The 14,805-nt window shown below is 74.8% G+C and carries 16 protein-coding genes; 7 read left to right on the top strand and 9 right to left on the bottom strand.

The features are described from left to right. Nucleotides 1-127: 127 nt before the first annotated feature. Nucleotides 128-1,942 (bottom strand): APC family permease, encoded by a 1,815-nt coding sequence (locus ABZ883_RS10770; RefSeq protein WP_360904885.1) that lies wholly within the window; start codon nucleotides 1,940-1,942, stop codon nucleotides 128-130. Continuing rightward, nucleotides 1,939-3,219: a hypothetical protein gene (locus ABZ883_RS10765; RefSeq protein ID WP_360904883.1), complete on the bottom strand. Its 1,281-nt coding sequence runs from the start codon at nucleotides 3,217-3,219 to the stop codon at nucleotides 1,939-1,941. The genes ABZ883_RS10770 and ABZ883_RS10765 overlap by 4 nt, the downstream gene beginning before the upstream one ends. A gap of 98 nt (nucleotides 3,220-3,317) precedes the next feature. Here ABZ883_RS10765 and ABZ883_RS10760 point away from each other — a divergent pair, with 98 nt between their 5' ends. Next, nucleotides 3,318-3,809 (top strand): hypothetical protein, encoded by a 492-nt coding sequence (locus ABZ883_RS10760; protein WP_360904880.1) that lies wholly within the window; start codon nucleotides 3,318-3,320, stop codon nucleotides 3,807-3,809. Here ABZ883_RS10760 and ABZ883_RS10755 read toward each other — a convergent pair. Beyond that, complete coding sequence (locus ABZ883_RS10755) at nucleotides 3,775-4,668, bottom strand: YhjD/YihY/BrkB family envelope integrity protein (protein ID WP_360904877.1); 894 nt, start codon at nucleotides 4,666-4,668, stop codon at nucleotides 3,775-3,777. The genes ABZ883_RS10760 and ABZ883_RS10755 overlap by 35 nt on opposite strands. 1,059 nt (nucleotides 4,669-5,727) lie before the next feature. Between ABZ883_RS10755 and ABZ883_RS10750 the strand changes: the two genes are divergently transcribed. Continuing rightward, nucleotides 5,728-6,165, top strand: coding sequence for a glyoxalase superfamily protein (locus tag ABZ883_RS10750; protein WP_360904874.1), 438 nt, complete (start codon nucleotides 5,728-5,730; stop codon nucleotides 6,163-6,165). A 6-nt stretch (nucleotides 6,166-6,171) separates the two neighbouring features. Here ABZ883_RS10750 and ABZ883_RS10745 read toward each other — a convergent pair whose 3' ends face one another. The 4 genes from ABZ883_RS10745 to ABZ883_RS10730 form a co-directional block, all read right to left on the bottom strand. Next, the gene (locus tag ABZ883_RS10745; protein ID WP_360904871.1) at nucleotides 6,172-6,573 is read right to left on the bottom strand and encodes a DUF1992 domain-containing protein; all 402 of its coding nucleotides are present in this window, start codon (nucleotides 6,571-6,573) and stop codon (nucleotides 6,172-6,174) included. A gap of 26 nt (nucleotides 6,574-6,599) precedes the next feature. After that, nucleotides 6,600-7,400, bottom strand: a complete 801-nt coding sequence (locus ABZ883_RS10740) for a VOC family protein (RefSeq protein WP_360904868.1) — start codon at nucleotides 7,398-7,400, stop codon at nucleotides 6,600-6,602. A gap of 103 nt (nucleotides 7,401-7,503) precedes the next feature. Then, nucleotides 7,504-7,935 (bottom strand): MazG nucleotide pyrophosphohydrolase domain-containing protein, encoded by a 432-nt coding sequence (locus ABZ883_RS10735; protein ID WP_360904865.1) that lies wholly within the window; start codon nucleotides 7,933-7,935, stop codon nucleotides 7,504-7,506. Between the two features lie 19 nt (nucleotides 7,936-7,954). Beyond that, nucleotides 7,955-8,440 carry a molybdopterin-dependent oxidoreductase gene (locus ABZ883_RS10730; protein WP_360904862.1) on the bottom strand — a complete coding sequence of 162 codons (486 nt, stop codon included), beginning with the start codon at nucleotides 8,438-8,440 and terminating at the stop codon, nucleotides 7,955-7,957. A gap of 168 nt (nucleotides 8,441-8,608) precedes the next feature. On the opposite strand from ABZ883_RS10730, the gene modA reads away from it, so the two are divergent. Genes modA through ABZ883_RS10715 form a run of 3 tightly spaced genes read left to right on the top strand, consistent with a single transcriptional unit; the run spans nucleotide 8,609 to nucleotide 11,368 of the window. Beyond that, the gene (gene modA, locus ABZ883_RS10725; RefSeq protein ID WP_360904859.1) at nucleotides 8,609-9,469 is read left to right on the top strand and encodes a molybdate ABC transporter substrate-binding protein; all 861 of its coding nucleotides are present in this window, start codon (nucleotides 8,609-8,611) and stop codon (nucleotides 9,467-9,469) included. Between the two features lie 49 nt (nucleotides 9,470-9,518). Further along, nucleotides 9,519-10,322: an ABC transporter permease gene (locus tag ABZ883_RS10720; protein ID WP_360905143.1), complete on the top strand. Its 804-nt coding sequence runs from the start codon at nucleotides 9,519-9,521 to the stop codon at nucleotides 10,320-10,322. Further along, nucleotides 10,319-11,368: an ABC transporter ATP-binding protein gene (locus ABZ883_RS10715; RefSeq protein WP_360904856.1), complete on the top strand. Its 1,050-nt coding sequence runs from the start codon at nucleotides 10,319-10,321 to the stop codon at nucleotides 11,366-11,368. Before ABZ883_RS10720 ends, ABZ883_RS10715 begins: the two co-directional genes overlap by 4 nt. A 56-nt stretch (nucleotides 11,369-11,424) precedes the next feature. Here the strand turns inward: ABZ883_RS10715 and lysA are convergent, their stop codons facing one another. Both lysA and ABZ883_RS10705 read right to left on the bottom strand, forming a co-directional pair. Continuing rightward, nucleotides 11,425-12,783 (bottom strand): diaminopimelate decarboxylase, encoded by a 1,359-nt coding sequence (lysA, locus tag ABZ883_RS10710; protein WP_360904853.1) that lies wholly within the window; start codon nucleotides 12,781-12,783, stop codon nucleotides 11,425-11,427. A gap of 13 nt (nucleotides 12,784-12,796) precedes the next feature. Then, nucleotides 12,797-13,168, bottom strand: coding sequence for an SAV_915 family protein (locus ABZ883_RS10705; protein ID WP_360904850.1), 372 nt, complete (start codon nucleotides 13,166-13,168; stop codon nucleotides 12,797-12,799). 247 nt (nucleotides 13,169-13,415) lie between these two features. On the opposite strand from ABZ883_RS10705, the gene ABZ883_RS10700 reads away from it, so the two are divergent. Together ABZ883_RS10700 and ABZ883_RS10695 are read left to right on the top strand one after the other, a co-directional pair. After that, nucleotides 13,416-13,940 (top strand): universal stress protein, encoded by a 525-nt coding sequence (locus ABZ883_RS10700; RefSeq protein ID WP_360904847.1) that lies wholly within the window; start codon nucleotides 13,416-13,418, stop codon nucleotides 13,938-13,940. 63 nt (nucleotides 13,941-14,003) lie between these two features. Further along, a complete protein-coding gene (locus tag ABZ883_RS10695; RefSeq protein ID WP_360904843.1) occupies nucleotides 14,004-14,774 on the top strand; it encodes a DUF4118 domain-containing protein in 771 nt (256 codons plus the stop codon). Nucleotides 14,775-14,805: the final 31 nt, after the last annotated feature.

The raw sequence follows: 14,805 nt of genomic DNA, 5'->3' as shown, positions 1-14,805 counted from the left end.
GCGTGTGCTGCAGCGCGGTCCGCGGCAGCGTCGGCGCCGCGCCGAAGGCCGCGCCCCCCAGCACCTCGGGCACGCCGCCGTACCCCGGCACGGTACGGATGCCGGGCGGCGGGGCCACCCGCCGCCGTCAGATGTCGAGGCGGTACGGCACCAGGCAGACCACCACGTCGGTGCGGGCCCGCAGGACGGTGGCGAGCAGGATGCCGCGCTGGTTCTGCAGGATGCGGTAGCGGCGGTGCCGGGGCTCGACCTCCGGGATGAGCACGGCGACCTGCCGCCCACCGGCGGCGGCCCGCTTGACGTACGCGAGGATCGGCTGCACCAGGGATCGGTGCGGGCTCTCGATGACGTCCAGGCGCACCCCGGGGTGCCAGCGCTCCCAGGTCTCCAGCAGGGCGCGGCTCTTCTCGGGGTCGCAGTGCACGGCGACGACCACCACCTCGTCGCCGAGCGCCATGGCCGCGGTCAGCGCGTGCCGGGCGAGCCGGCTGACCTCGCCCAGCGGCACGATGACCAGGCTGTCGGTGCGCCGCGGGGCGTCGGGGATCTGCCCGGGCCTGAGCTCCTCACGGACCCGGGCGTAGTACCGCTCGATGCGGGCGAACAGCAGCATCAGCAGCGGCACCGCGATGACGACCATCCAGGCGCCCTCCAGGAACTTGCTGGTCAGCAGGATCACCCCGGCGAGCGCGGTGAGCACCGCGCCCAGGCCGTTGAGCAGCACCCTGGGCAGCCAGCCGCGCGGCCGGGCCCCGGTCCAGTGCCGCACCAGGCCGGTCTGGCTGACGGTGAAGCCGATGAACACGCCGATCGCGTACAGCGGGATCAGCCGCTGCGTCTGGGCGTCCACGACGATCAGCAGCACCGCCGCCACCAGCCCGAGGACCACCACCCCGTAGCGGTAGACCGGCCGTTCGGCGCGCAGCCCGAAGACGTGCGGCAGCCGGTTGTCGCGGGCCAGCAGGCTCATCAGCACGGGCAGCCCGCCGAAGCTGGTGTTCGCGGCCAGGCCCAGCACGAACGTCACGATCAGGTTCGTCGCGTAGTAGGGCCAGCCGTCCCCGAAGGAACCGGCGGTGAGCTGCGCCAGGATCGTCACCCCGCCGCGCGGGGCCACCTCGTCGCGTCGGATCAGGAAACCGAGCCCGATCAGCATCAGCGCCAGCAGCACGCCGAGCATCAGCTCGGTCCGCTGGGCGCGCCGGACCTTGGGCGGCCGGAAGGCCGGCACGGCGTTGGCGATGGCCTCCACACCGGTGAGCGCGGAGCAGCCGGAGGAGAACGCCTTCAGGAGCAGCAGCACGCTCAGCGCCTCGGTGACGTGTACGGGCTGCGCGGTACCGACGACCGCCACCGGGTGCGAACGCAGCAGGCCCACGACGACGACCGCGCCGATGCTGAGGACGAACAGCACCGCGGGCAGCATCAGCACCCGGGCGCTGTCCGCGACACCCCGCAGGTTCACCAGGGTGATCAGGCCGAGGGCGCCCAGGCAGATCTCCAGCAGGTACGGCGTCAGCGCCGGGAAGGCGGACGCGAGACTGGCCGCGCCGGCGGCCAGGCTGACGGCGACGGTGAGTACGTAGTCCACGACCAGGCTGGCCGCCGCCAGCAGGCTGACGCCCCGGCCGAGGTCCTTCTTGGCGACCGCGTAGGACCCGCCGCCGTCCGGGTGGACGGCGATGACCTGCCCGTAGGAGATCACCAGCACGACCAGCAGCGCTGCGATGACCAGCATGACCGGCAGCGTCGCGGACAGCGCCGCCGTGCCCGCCGCGATGAGGACGACGACGATCGACTCCGGGCCGTACGCCACCGAGCTGAGCGCGTCCAGCGACAGCGCCGCCAGCCCCTGGAGGCTGGTCAGCCGCGACTTGTCGCCCTCGCCGTGCAGCAGCGGGACCTTGGGCCGTACCTGACGGCGGGCCAGCCCGAATGTCATGACCGCACGGGACGGGCCAGGAACTCGACCGCGGCGAGGACGAGGACGACGGCCAGTGCGAGCCCGACGACGACCCAGCCCGTCGGGTACGACCAGAAGGCGAGCGCGAGCCCCGCCGCCGCGACGACGACCCAGGCGACCAGGACCTTGTGCCGGGCCAGCCACGGGCCGACGGGTCCGGTCCGCATCCCCGCCCCCTCCGCGGCGTCCCCCGCGGCGCCGAGCACGGACTCCCACACCCCGCGCACCCGGACGGCGTACCGTCCCGGGCCGCTGAGCCACGCCCCGAGCGCCACGACCACCCCGAGCACGATCACCGCGCGGACGGTTCCGCGCAGGAAGCGGATCAGGGTGTCGTAGACGGTCGCGGCCGCGGGCTGGGACACGCTCGCGGGCAGCGCGTCCAGGTACAGCGTCCGGAACACGGTCAGGGCCAGGCCGAGCACCAGGGCGGCCCCGGCGAAACCGAGCGCCGCGGCGACCAGGGAGCGGCGGCGGCGCGCGGCGAGCAGCACGCCCACCGCGGCCAGGACGACCGCGAGGATCGGCAGCCAGAAACCGACGAGTTGCAGCAGCCGGAAGCCGGTCCTGACCTTCCCGATCTTCTCCGAGCGGACCACGGTGAAGTCGGTGTGGACTTCCGGGATCTTCGCGGCGATCGTGACGCCCGCGTCGACCAGCCGCTGCTTGACCCGGTCGACGACCGGGGCCAGGTCGATCGCGACGGTGTCGTTGGTGAGCCGTACCGCGCCGCCGCCCTGGCCGGTGAGGGCCTTGTCGACGGTGGCGTGGACACGGCGGTTGGCGTCCACCCACAGCGTCCGGAAGGCCTCGCTGCGCACGACCCGTTCGGCGGTGCTGTGCACCAGGCTCTGCAGGCCGCTGGTCAGGGGGCCGGACAGCCGGTCCAGGAGGGTGTCGAGCCGCGGACGGTCGGCGGGGGCGACCTCGTCCAGCAGGGACTTGAGGTCGATGTGCTGCATGACGGCGTCGGTGATGCGGTTCGCCGCGGCGTCCTGGACGTCGCGGTCGGAGGCGAGCGGCGCCACGGTGGCAACGTAGCGGTCGGTGTCGCCGATCTGCGAGTTCACCCAGACGGCGAGTGCGCTGAGCGGGACGAGGACGCAGGCGAGGACGATCAGCAGCGCGGAGAAGAAGGCCCTGACCGGGTGGTGCCGGCGGCGGCCGGCGGGCGCCGGGGCCTCGCGCGCCTCCAGCGCGGCCAGCCGGGCGCGCAGTCCGGCGAGGTCGTCGCCCTCGGGGTCCGTGCCCGCCATCTCCTCGCCCCCTCTCCCTGACCACGCGCCACGGTCATTTAATCCGTATTGTGCAGTATGTGCCATACGAGGCGTCAGAAGCGGTACGGAGGCAGGCGATGACCCCAGCGAACCAGTGGCGCGCGATGTGCGCGGCGGCCGTACTGACCGTCACGGCAGGTGCCGTGAGCGGCTGCTCGGACGGCAGCCGCCTCCCCTCCGTCGACGGGTCCCGGGCCGCCTCCGCCGCGTCCTCCCTGGCCGCGCGCGGAGGGGAGGCCCTGGCGTCGGCGACCGCCGCGGCGGCCTCGGAACTCGCCCGCGTCAAGGGCGGCGTCGACGCCAAGGCCGACGTCCGCCTCGGCACCGTCGCCACGGCCCAGGGCAAGGGCCGGGCCACCGTCCCCGTCACCGCCACCAACAACGGTGCGAAGCCCGCCACTTACACGGTCCAGGTCTCCTTCCGCGACGCCGGCGGCAAGCTGCTCGACGCGGTCGTCGTCACCGTCCCCGGCGTCCCCGCCCACGGCAACTCCCACGCCACCGCCCGCAGCCACCGCGACCTCACCGGCACCGTCAGGGCGACCGTGGACGCCGCCCTCCGCCACTGACGCCCGCGGGCGGCTCGTCGGCGGAGAGGACGGCGCCGAAGGTGATGCAGACCGCGACGGCGACGCAGGCGGCGATGAGGCAGGACAACAGCGTGAAGACCGAGCCGAGCGAACCGTAGGCCTCCAGGCTGCGGTTGAGGGCCAGGGGAACGTAGAGCGGGGCGGCGAGGTACGCGACCTCCAGGACCGTCGCGGTGAGGACGGCACCGGGGAACAGCCGCCGCCAGCCGACCCGGCCCCCGAGCAGCAGGTGCTGCGTCCACCACCACACGGCGATGCCGCACGCCAGCGACAGGGGCACGCCCAGCCACTCGCCGGCACCGAAGGCGTCCCGCAGGGGACCCAGCAGGAAGACGACGACCAGCATCGTCACCACCCAGGCGAACCACCGCCACACCGCGATCCGGGCAGCGGACTTCGGCAACCGCCAGGCCCGTTCGCACACCCGCTGCATCGACCGGCTGCACGCGGTCGCGGACAGCAGCACCATGAGGCTGCCCACCGCGCCGACCGTCTCCCGCAGATTGCCCGCCTCGGCCTCCGCCAACTGGCTCAGCTGCTGTTGCGACGCGCCGTCCAGCCCCAGCAGCTCCTGCAGCGAGTCGAAGATCTCGCGGCGCAGGTCGTCGGGCGCGAGGGAGGTGACGACGAAGACCAGCGGCACGGCGGTGAGGAACACCTGCGCGGCCAACCGGGTCCCGGCGTCGAGGACATTCACGGTCAGCAGCCGCGCGGCCAGCCGGGTGATGACCGGGAACCGCCGCTCGGCACCCCCGCGCAGCTCCCGCGCCCGGCGCGGCAGACCGGCACGCACGGCACGAAGCCCGTCCCGGAACCCGCCCCGCGCCCGGTCTGTCATCCTCCGACTATTTTTCAGCCCACCCCGTCCCGCAACCGGGGGCCCTCCGGCCCCGCCCGAGCGGACGGCACACCGCCGCCACCGGCCCGCAACCCCCTGCACCGCCGCCCGGGACACCCCGCAAGCGCCCGAGGCCTCGGGCATGCCGACCCGACGGGCCACCCGGGGTTCCGGGCCGTCACCACTCGACCCGGGCGCAGGCGATGGCCGCCGGGGACTCCGGGGCCACACCACTCCTCCAGCGGGCAGACCCGCCCGCCCGGGATTTCGGGCCCGCGCGCGGGCGATGGCCGCCCGGGGTACGGGTCTGCGCACACCCGGGGCCTCCGGCACTTCCGGCGTAAAGCCGCCCGAAATCCCGGGACCACACCACTCCTCCGGCGCGCGGGCGATAGCCGACAGGGGCGTGGGACAGCGTGCCCTGCGGACGCCCGGGCCCGCCGGAACACCGGCCCGCCCAGCGGAAGGCGACCCGGAATTCCCCGGGCCTCACCACTCCTCAGGCGCGGGAGGATGCCCGGCACGGGCAGTACCGGACCGGCCCCACGGGTCCCCGGCCGTCAAGACCGTGCCGTCCGGGCACGGGTCCGCGACCTGCGAACGCCCGAAGCCGCCGCGCCCCGGAGGAAAGCCGCCAGGGACTCCGGGTCCACGCCTCCGGCGTGCAGGCGATGCCGGAACAGGCCGCCAGGACCGTCCCGTCCGGGGGTGCGAGGCAGCAGCCCGCGAAAGCCCGGGCCCACCGGAACACCGACCCGGCCCAAAGCCGCCAGGGACTCCGGGCCCACGCCTCCGGCGCGGAGGCGACGCCCGGAACAGGCCGTCGGCACCGGGCCGTCCAGGGGTACGGAGCAGCACCCAGCGGACGCCGGGGGCCCGCCGCAACGCCGCCCCGGCGGAAGCCACCCGGGCGCGGGCGGACGCCCGGAGCCACCGGCGGCGCCGGGGTCGCGGCGCCCCCGTTCCCCGGGACGGGCCGGCACGGACGTTGGGCGATGTGGCCGCGGGTCCCCCCGCGCGCGTGGCACGATCCGTAGCACCGACGGAAGGAGACGCCCCATGGATCTCAGGCTCGAACTCGTACTGCTGCCGGTCGCGGACGTCGACCGTGCCAAGGCCTTCTACAGCGAGCAGCTCGGCTTCGCCGTGCATGTCGACCACCGGGCGGGCGACGACTTCCGGGTCGTCCAGCTCGACCCGCCCGGGTCCGCGTGCTCGGTCGCGGTGGGCAAGGGCATCACCGACGCGGCGCCCGGCTCGGTGCGCGGACTGCACCTCGTCGTCGACGACATCGAGGCCGCGCACGCGGAGTTGACCGCCCGCGGCGTCACCGTGAGCGCCGTGCGGCACATGACGCCGGCCGGCTGGGTGGACGGCGCCGACCCGGACCGCACCCCGTACAACTCCTTCGCCGACTTCGCGGACCCCGACGGCAACACCTGGGTGCTGCAGGAAGTGCGCCGCGCGCGGGAGGACGGGGCCCGGTCCGCGGAATGACCCGGGTCAGCGCTGCTCCCGCTCCCGCCATTCGGCCACGACCTGGTCGACGTCGAACGGCCTCAGCCCGAGCGGCGGACCGGGCGGCGGCATGCGCAGCGCCGCGCGGATCTTGTCGTTGACGCCGTCGAGAATGGCCCGGACGAGGCGTTCCGACGGCGCTTCCCGCGCCTTGGCCAGGGCGTCCTCGGCCTCCTTGCGCAGGGCGAGCGCGGGCGGCAGCGGGCTCAGGCCCTCGCGGGCCATCTTCTGCCGGATCCACCACAGCTCGTCGTAGGGCTCGTCCAGCGAGGGCAGCGGCCTGCCCGCCCCGGGCAGGTCCTCGAACGCGCCGCGTTCGGCGGCGTCGCGGATCTGGTGGTCGACCCACGACTCGAACGGGACACCGGGTGGTTTGCGCTCCGTCATGCCCCCGATTCTCCCCCGGACGCCGCTCAGGCGGGAGGCGCCGGGGTCAGCAGGACGAAGTCCGCACCGGCCGGGTCGAGGCAGACCGCCAGCCGGCCGACGCCCTCGGCGTCCTCGGGGCCCATCTGGAGCGCACCGCCGTTGCCGGTGACGCGGGCGACGGCGTCGTCGCAGTTCTCGGCGGCGAAGACCGGGTGCCAGTAGGGACGCCCGTCGTTCAGCGTGAGGAACTCCGGGGCCATCTCCATCAGCCCGCCCTGCATGCGCTCCTGGCTCTCCCCGGCGGGCGTGATCACGGTGTACGTGGCCCCGCTGCCGCCGGGCAGCGGCATGTCGTCGGTCTTCCAGCCGAAGAGGGAGCCGTAGAACTCCTTCGCGGCCGCCGCGTCCGTCGTGTACAGCTCGGTCCAGCACAGGGAGCCCGGCAGGTCGGCGGTGCCGAAGCCCTGGGTCCCGCGCGGCTGCCACACGGCGAACTCGGCGCCCAGCGGGTCGGTGAGCTGCGCCAGCCTGCCGGCGTCCTGTACGTCGTGCGGCTCCCGCCGCACCGAGGCGCCCGCCCGCATCGCGGCCCAAGTGGTCACCTCGACGTCGAGGGCGCGGAAGTAGATCATCCACGCGGGGCGGGCGCCCTCCTCGGTGAGCCGGCCGACCGCGCCCACCGTCCGCCCGTGCAGCCGGAAGAGGCCGAAATCGGCGTCCTCCAGGGCGAACCGCTCGAAGTCCCAGCCGAAGACCGCGCCGTAGAAGGCGGCCGCGGCATCCACGTCCGGCGCCCCGAGGTCCACCCAGCACGGCGAACCGGGGACGAAGTCTGTGGTGATCATGGCGCTCCCTTCGGCGGGGTCCGACCCTGGTTATCCCAGCGTGACACCAGGGCCCGGCCGCGGCACGGGAGGCCGCGCCCGCCCCGCCGCCGCGGCCCGTGCGCTAGGCCCCGGGCGGCGTCCAGCCCTGGGCGCGCAGTACCCCGGCGACGTCCGGGGCGCGGTAGTGCTCGCCCTTGAGGACCTTGCCGTCGGCGCGCAGCGCCGGACGCCCGTCGGGGCCCAGTTTGGACATGTTGGCGCGGTGCACCTCGGCGATCACGGCGTCGAGGTCGATGCCGTGGACCAGCGCGGTGCCGTACGCGATGTAGACGACGTCGGCCAGCTCGTGCGCGAGGTGGGGCAGCGAGCCCTCGGCGGAGGCCTCCGCGACCTCGGCCACCTCCTCCGCCAGCAGGTCCTGGCGGTGCGCGGCGTGCGCGGGGGAGATCTCGGCGGGGGCGGAGCGGACGTCGAGGCCGAAGGCGGTGTGGAAGGCGCGGACGAGACCGGCGGGCGAGACGGGAGGGGCAGGGGATGCGTCAGGGGCGTGCATCCGGCCGATCGTACGGGGATCAGGCCGCCGCGGCGCCCGCGTACCCGCCGTCCACCCGGATACCGGTGATACCGCTGATGTGCCGTGCCCCGCACCGGTCCTGGGGGAGCACCAGTTGCGGGCCCGAGCCGTCCAGCGGTGTGCCGTCGATGCGGGTGGCCAGCAGCACGGCGGCCCGCCCGAAGTCGGGGTCGATCTCGCCCCAGGACAGCAGTGCGTGGTGGCCGTCGGCACCGGTGACGACGATGAGGAAGCGCAGCCGGTCCTTGCGCCGGGCCGGGTCGAAGGCGGGGCCCGCGGCGCACAGCACCTCGTGCAGCAGCGGCCCCTCGAACCGGTGGTGCTGCGTCCCGCTGGTGGCGCACTCGAAGCTGACCCGGGCCTCGTGCTGGGGCCAGGCGCGCAGATCGCGCACGGTGAGCGGGGCGGGGCGGGCGAGGTCGCCGCTCAGCAGGAATCCGGCGAGCTGCGGCTGTGGCGCGGGAACGGGCGCGGTCACGGGCATGCACCTCCCGCTCAACGGTACCCACGCGGACCACCCGCAGAAACGCAGGTACGGGATGAGTTGTCGAATCGTCTGGCTAATGCAATGCATCAGGGATCTCCGGAGCCGCACCTGCGGCATATGATCGGTCGCTGGCGCGACCACTTACCGAGGGGGAATGACCACGTGATGAACCGTTCCGTGCACCGCCGGACCCGGGCTGTGCAGCTGGCCGTCGGGGGCACCGCGGTGCTGCTGGCCCTGAGCGCCTGTTCCTCCGGCGACGACTCGTCGGACGCCTCCGCGTCCTCGTCGGCCTCCTCGCCCTCGGCGGCGTCCTCGGCCGACACCTCGGCCTCGCCCGCCGACAACCTCACGGGCACGGTCACGGTCTTCGCCGCGGCCTCGCTCAAGGAGACCTTCACCGAGCTGGGCAAGCAGTTCGAGGCCGCGCACCCCGGCGCGAAGGTGGCCTTCAACTTCGGCGGCAGCGACACGCTCGCCGCGAGCATCACCTCCGGCGCCCCGGCCGACGTCTTCGCGGCCGCCTCCCCGAAGACGATGAAGATCGTCACCGACGCGAAGGACGCCTCCGGGGAGCCGCAGACCTTCGTGCGCAACCAGCTGGAGATCGCGGTCGTCCCGGGCAACCCGAAGAAGGTCGACGCCCTCAAGGACCTCACCGCCTCCGGCCTCAAGGTCGCCCTGTGCGCCAAGGAGGTGCCCTGCGGCGCCGCCGCCCAGAAGGCGCTGGACGCGGGCGGCCTGAAGCTCACGCCGGTCTCCTACGAGCAGGACGTCAAGAGCGCGCTGACCAAGGTCGAGCTCAAGGAGGTCGACGCCTCGCTCGTCTACAAGACCGATGTGAAGGCCGCCGGTGGCAAGGTGGAGGGCGTGGAGTTCCCCGAGTCCGCCAAGGTCATCAACGACTACCCCATCGTCCTGCTCAAGGACGCCCCCAACGCCGAGGCCGCCAAGGCCTTCATCGCCCTGGTGGAATCCCCCGAGGGCGCCAAGGTGCTGAGCGCCGCGGGCTTCCTGAACCCGTGACGGACGACACCCTGTGACGGACGACGTCCTCGGCGGCGCGGCCGGCCCCGTGAAGGCCCGGCCGCGCCGTCACCGTTCCCCGGTGCCGCTGCCCCTGCTGCTGCCCGCGCTGGTCGGCCTCGCCTTCCTGGTGCTGCCGCTCGCCGGGCTGCTGGTGCGCACCCCGTGGAGCGAGCTCCCGCACCAGCTGACCAGCCCCGGGGTGTGGCAGGCACTGCGGCTGTCGCTGATCTGCGCGACGGCCGCGACCGCGGTGACGCTCGTGCTGGGCGTGCCCCTGGCCTGGCTGCTGGCGCGCACCGAGTTCCCGGGGCGCCGCGTGGTGCGGGCGCTGGTGACGCTGCCGCTGGTGCTGCCCCCGGTCGTCGGCGGTGTCGCCCTGCTGCTGGCGCTGGGCCGCAACGGCGTCGTGGGGCGGTACCTGGACCAGTGGTTCGGGCTCACGCTGCCGTTCACCACGACCGGGGTGATCGTCGCCGAGGCGTTCGTGGCCATGCCGTTCCTGGTGATCAGCGTGGAGGGCACCCTGCGCGCCGCCGACCCGCGCTACGAGGAGGCCGCCACCACGCTCGGCGCCTCCCGCTTCACCGCGTTCCGCCGCGTCACGCTGCCGCTGATCGCCCCGGGCATCGCCGCGGGCGCGGTCCTGGCGTGGGCGCGCGCGCTCGGCGAGTTCGGCGCCACCATCACCTTCGCCGGCAACTTCCCCGGCCGCACCCAGACGATGCCGCTGGCCGTCTACCTGGCCCTGCAGAGCGACCCGGCGGCGGCCATCGCGCTCAGCCTCGTCCTGCTCGCCGTCTCCGTCGCGGTCCTCGCCGGACTGCGCGACCGCTGGATGGCGGCCGCATGAGCGGCACCGATGGGCTGCTGGCCGAACTGCTCGTCGAGCGGGGAACGTTCCGCCTGGACGTCGCCCTGACCGCCGCCCCCGGCGAGGTCCTGGCGCTGCTCGGGCCCAACGGCGCGGGCAAGACCACCGCGCTGCGCGCCCTGGCCGGGCTGACGCCGCTGACCGGCGGACGGCTGCTGCTGGACGGGACGGAACTGGACGGGATGCCGCCCGAGACCCGCCCGGTCGGCGTGGTGTTCCAGGACTACCTGCTCTTCCCGCACCTGTCCGCGCTGGAGAACGTGGCCTTCGGCCCGCGCTGCCGGGGCGTGCCGAAGGCGCGGGCGCGCGCCGAGGCCGCCGCGTGGCTGGAGCGCATGGGGCTGGCCGAGCACGCCGCGGCCCGGCCGCGGCGGCTGTCCGGGGGGCAGGCGCAGCGCGTCGCCCTGGCCCGCGCGCTGGCGACCCGGCCGCGGCTGCTGCTGCTGGACGAGCCGCTGGCCGCGCTGGACGCCCGCACCCGGCTGGAGGTCCGCTCCCAACTGCGGCGCCATCTGGCGGAGTTCGAAGCGGTGGCCGTGCTGGTGACGCATGACCCGCTGGACGCGATGGTGCTGGCCGACCGGCTGGTCGTCATCGAGGACGGCCGCTCCGTGCAGGAAGGCACCCCGGCCGAGGTCGCCCGCCGCCCCCGCACGGACTACATCGCGCATCTGGTGGGTCTCAACCTCTACCGGGGCGAGGCCGCGGGCCTCGCCGTGTCGCTCCCCGGCGGGCCGGCGCTCACCACGGCCGACGCGTTGACGGGCCCGGCCTTCGCGGCGTTCCCGCCCGACGCGGTCACGCTGTACCGGGAGCGGCCCGAGGGTACGAGCGCACGCAATCTGTGGCACGGCAAGGTGGCCGGCCTGGAGTCCCGCGGCGACCGCATCCGTGTCGACGTCGAGGGCGAACTCCCGCTCGCCGCCGACCTGTCGACCGCCGCCACCGCGGAACTCGGCCTCCACCCGGGGGCCGAGGTCTGGGCCACCGTCAAGGCCGCCCAGGTGCACGCCTATCCGGCGTGACCCGGGCGGCCCCTCGGGGGTACCGGCCGGGCACCGCCGGGGCCGGCCGGAGTCGGTCACAGGCCGATGTCGCGCCTGCGGAAGTCCTCCATCGACTCGCGGCGCACCAGCAGCCGGGCCCGCCCGTTGTCCACGGCGACCACCGGCGGGCGGCCGACCATGTTGTACGTCGAGGCCATCGACAGGTGGTAGGCGCCGGCGACCGGCACGCCGAGCAGGTCGCCCGGCCGGATGTCGCCGGGCAGCGGGACCGCGGAGGCCAGCACGTCGCCGGCCTCGCAGTGCCGGCCCACGACGGTGACCAGCGCGGGCTCCTCCGTGGAGTGCCGGCCGATCAGCCGGGGCGCGTAGCGCACCCCGTACAGGGCGGGCCGCGGGTTGTCGCTCATGCCGCCGTCCACGGCGACGAAGACCTGGCCGCCGGTGCGCTTGACCGACAGCACCCGGTACAGCGCGACACCCGCGGGGCCCGCGATGGCGCGGCCCGGCTCGACCGTCAGCCGCGGGACCGGCAGCCCGGCCGCCGCGCAGCTCGCGGTGAGCTCGGCGCGGACCCGGGAGGCCAGCGAGGTGATGTCGAGCGCCGCCTCGCCGGGGCGGTACGCCACCGCGTGGCCGCCGCCGAGGTCCAGTTCGGGGAGCGTGACGCCGTGCTGGCGGCGGATCCCGGCGAGCAGCCCGACCAGTCGCCGTACGGCGGACAGGTACGGCTTGACGCTGGAGATCTGCGAGCCGAGGTGGCAGTGCAGGCCGGCCAGTTCGAGCCGCGGCTGGTCCAGGACCCGGGCCACCGCGTGCTGCGCGGAGCCGTCGGCGAGCGACAGCCCGAACTTCTGGTCGTCGGTGCCGGTGCGCACCGCGGCGTGACCGCCCGCGGCGATGCCGGGCACGATGCGCAGCAGCACCTTCTGCCGGGACCCGGCCGGCACCTGGGCGGCCAGCCGGGCGATCTCCCCGGTGCTGTCGATGACGATGCGGCCCACGCCCAGGCGCAGCGCGGTGGCCAGGTCCTCGGGGCTCTTGGCGTTGCCGTGCAGCACGATGCGCTCCGGCGGGAAGCCGGTGACGACGGCGAGTTCGAGTTCGCCGGCCGAGCAGACGTCCAGGCCCAGGCCCTCCTCCTCGACCCAGTGGGCCATCGCCCGGCACAGGAACGCCTTAGCGGCGTACAGCACGTCGGCGTCGGGGAAGGCGGCCCGGTAGGTGCGGCAGCGGGCCCGCACCTCACCCTCGTCGAGGACGTACGCCGGGGTGCCGAAGCGCTCGGCGAGCTCGGTGAGGGCGACGCCGCCCACCGACAGCTCGCCGTGCGGCGCGGTGCGGGTGGAGGCCGGCCAGACGGACAGCCCGGTGTCGACGCCCTCTGCGGCGGGAGCAGAGAACGAAGTGAACACAGTGGTCTCAGAGATGGTCATGGCAGGACGCTCCTCAGCCGATGCGCAGCGGCAGGTGGTCGGCGGTGTGCACGGCCCGCGGGTCCCAGTCCGCGGTGGCGCCCACGGCGGGCGCGGCGAACTGCGGGTCCACGGTGAGGGTGGTGACCCCCAGCGGTTCGGCGAGCGCCCGCAGCGCGGGCTCGCCGAGCCTGATCCACTCCTGGCCGGGGCCGAGCGTGGCGGCCAGGCGTTCCTCACTGGTGAAGGCGACGGCGGTACGGCCGCCCAGGGGCGTGCGGAACATCCGCGCGACGCACCCTGCGGGACCCGGCCGGACGGGGACGTAGAGCGTCTCCCTGTGGGGGTGTCCGGCCGGGACGGGTTCGGAAGGTTCCGGGTCGTCCCCGCACCTTGTCTCGCTCATGGCGATCCTCCTGTGAGGTTCGTTCGTGACGGTGGCCCGGGCCGGACGTGGTCCGCGGCCAGGCAATGACGCTATGCCCGGCACATCCGGGTACGGGCCCGTCCCTGACGCGACGTTGACGTCCGCGGGCCAAGCGTTGACGGTGCGCTGGCGGCACGGTCAGGGAAGCGTCAAGGGTCGCGGCGGCGGCGACAGGGCGGCGACAAGAGCCCCCGCGCGTGGAAGGGGGCGGGGCTTCCATGGAGGTATGGAAGTCGCCGGACACCGTCGTGTGGTCGTGGGGGTCAGCGGTTCGCTGGGCAGCCTCGCGGCACTGCACCGGGCGGCCGCCGAGGCCCGCCGCCGTGACGCGGCGCTGGTCGTGGTGCACGCCTGGGAGCCGGCGGGCGGCGAATTCTCCTACCGGCGGCAGCCGTGCCCGCCGCTGCTGCGTGCGGGGCAGGACCAGGCCCGGCTGCGGCTGCTGACCGCCATGGACAACGCCTTCGGGGGTGCGCCGCCCGGCCTCGGAGTCCAGGCGCTGATCGCCCGCGGCCCCGCGGCCCGCTGCCTGGTGCACATCGCCGACCGCGAGGACGACCTGCTGGTGGTCGGCGCCGGGCGCCCCGGCCTGCTGCGCCGGCTGCTGGCGTCGTCGGTGGCCCACCGCTGCGTACGGGACGCGGTCTGCCCGGTGCTGTCCGTGCCGCGCCCGTCGTTGCAGGAGCTCTTCGAGTCCGTGCGCCGCCGCAATGCCCGGCAGCTGTCGCTGCGTGCCGCCGGGCCCTTGTGACCTTCCTTCGGGGGGACCTCGCTCCACCGGAACTGTCCGGACCAGCCGAATCAGGTGAGGGTCGTGCTCCACCATCCGTCCCTGTCCCCGTTCCTGCGCAGGGCCGCCCTGCCGGCCGCGGTGCTGCTGCCGCTCGCCGCCGCCGCGGCCCTGCTGCCCTTCCGGGCGCACCTCTCCGCCCCGCTCGTCGCCCTGGTGCTGGTGGTCGCGGTGGTCGCGGTGGCCGTTCTCGGCAGCCGTGCCGCCGGGGCCGTCGCCGCGCTGTCGGCCGCGGCGTGGTTCGACTTCTTCTTCGCGCCGCCCTACGAGCGGTTCACCATCGCGGGACCGGGCGACGTCGCCACCGCCGTGCTGCTGCTCGTGGTCGGGCTGGCGGTCTCGCAGCTGGCCGCCCGGACGCTGCGGCTGGAGGCCGTCGCCGTCACGGACGCGGACCACCTGGCCCGCATCCACGAGACCGCCCGGCTCACCCAGTCCGCGCCGTCGCCGCACCGGGTCGTCCAGCACGTCGGCGACCAGCTGGTGAGCCTGCTCCAGCTGCGCGGCTGCCGCTTCGAGTACGGCACCCTGGTCGGCCACCCGCCGCGGCTCGAGTCCGACGGCACGATCTTCTGGGGCCGCAACGCCTGGGACGCCGACTGCCAGGGCCTGCCGGACACCGAGGTCGAACTGCGGGTCTTCCACAACGGCCGCTTCCACGGCCGCTTCATGCTCCGCCCCACGCCCGGCGCCGTGCCCTCCGCGCAGGCCCGGCTGGTCGCCGTCACCCTCGCCGACCAGGTCGGCACCGCCATCGACCTTGTCGCTCCCGGCCCGGCGGCGTACCCGTCGTAGCGGGGCGCCGGCCGGGCGGCCCGGCGGGGAC

It is taken from the genome of Streptomyces sp. NPDC046977 (assembly GCF_040644455.1).
GTDB lineage: Bacteria > Actinomycetota > Actinomycetes > Streptomycetales > Streptomycetaceae > Actinacidiphila.
This window is presented reverse-complemented; position numbering and strand designations above follow the sequence as displayed.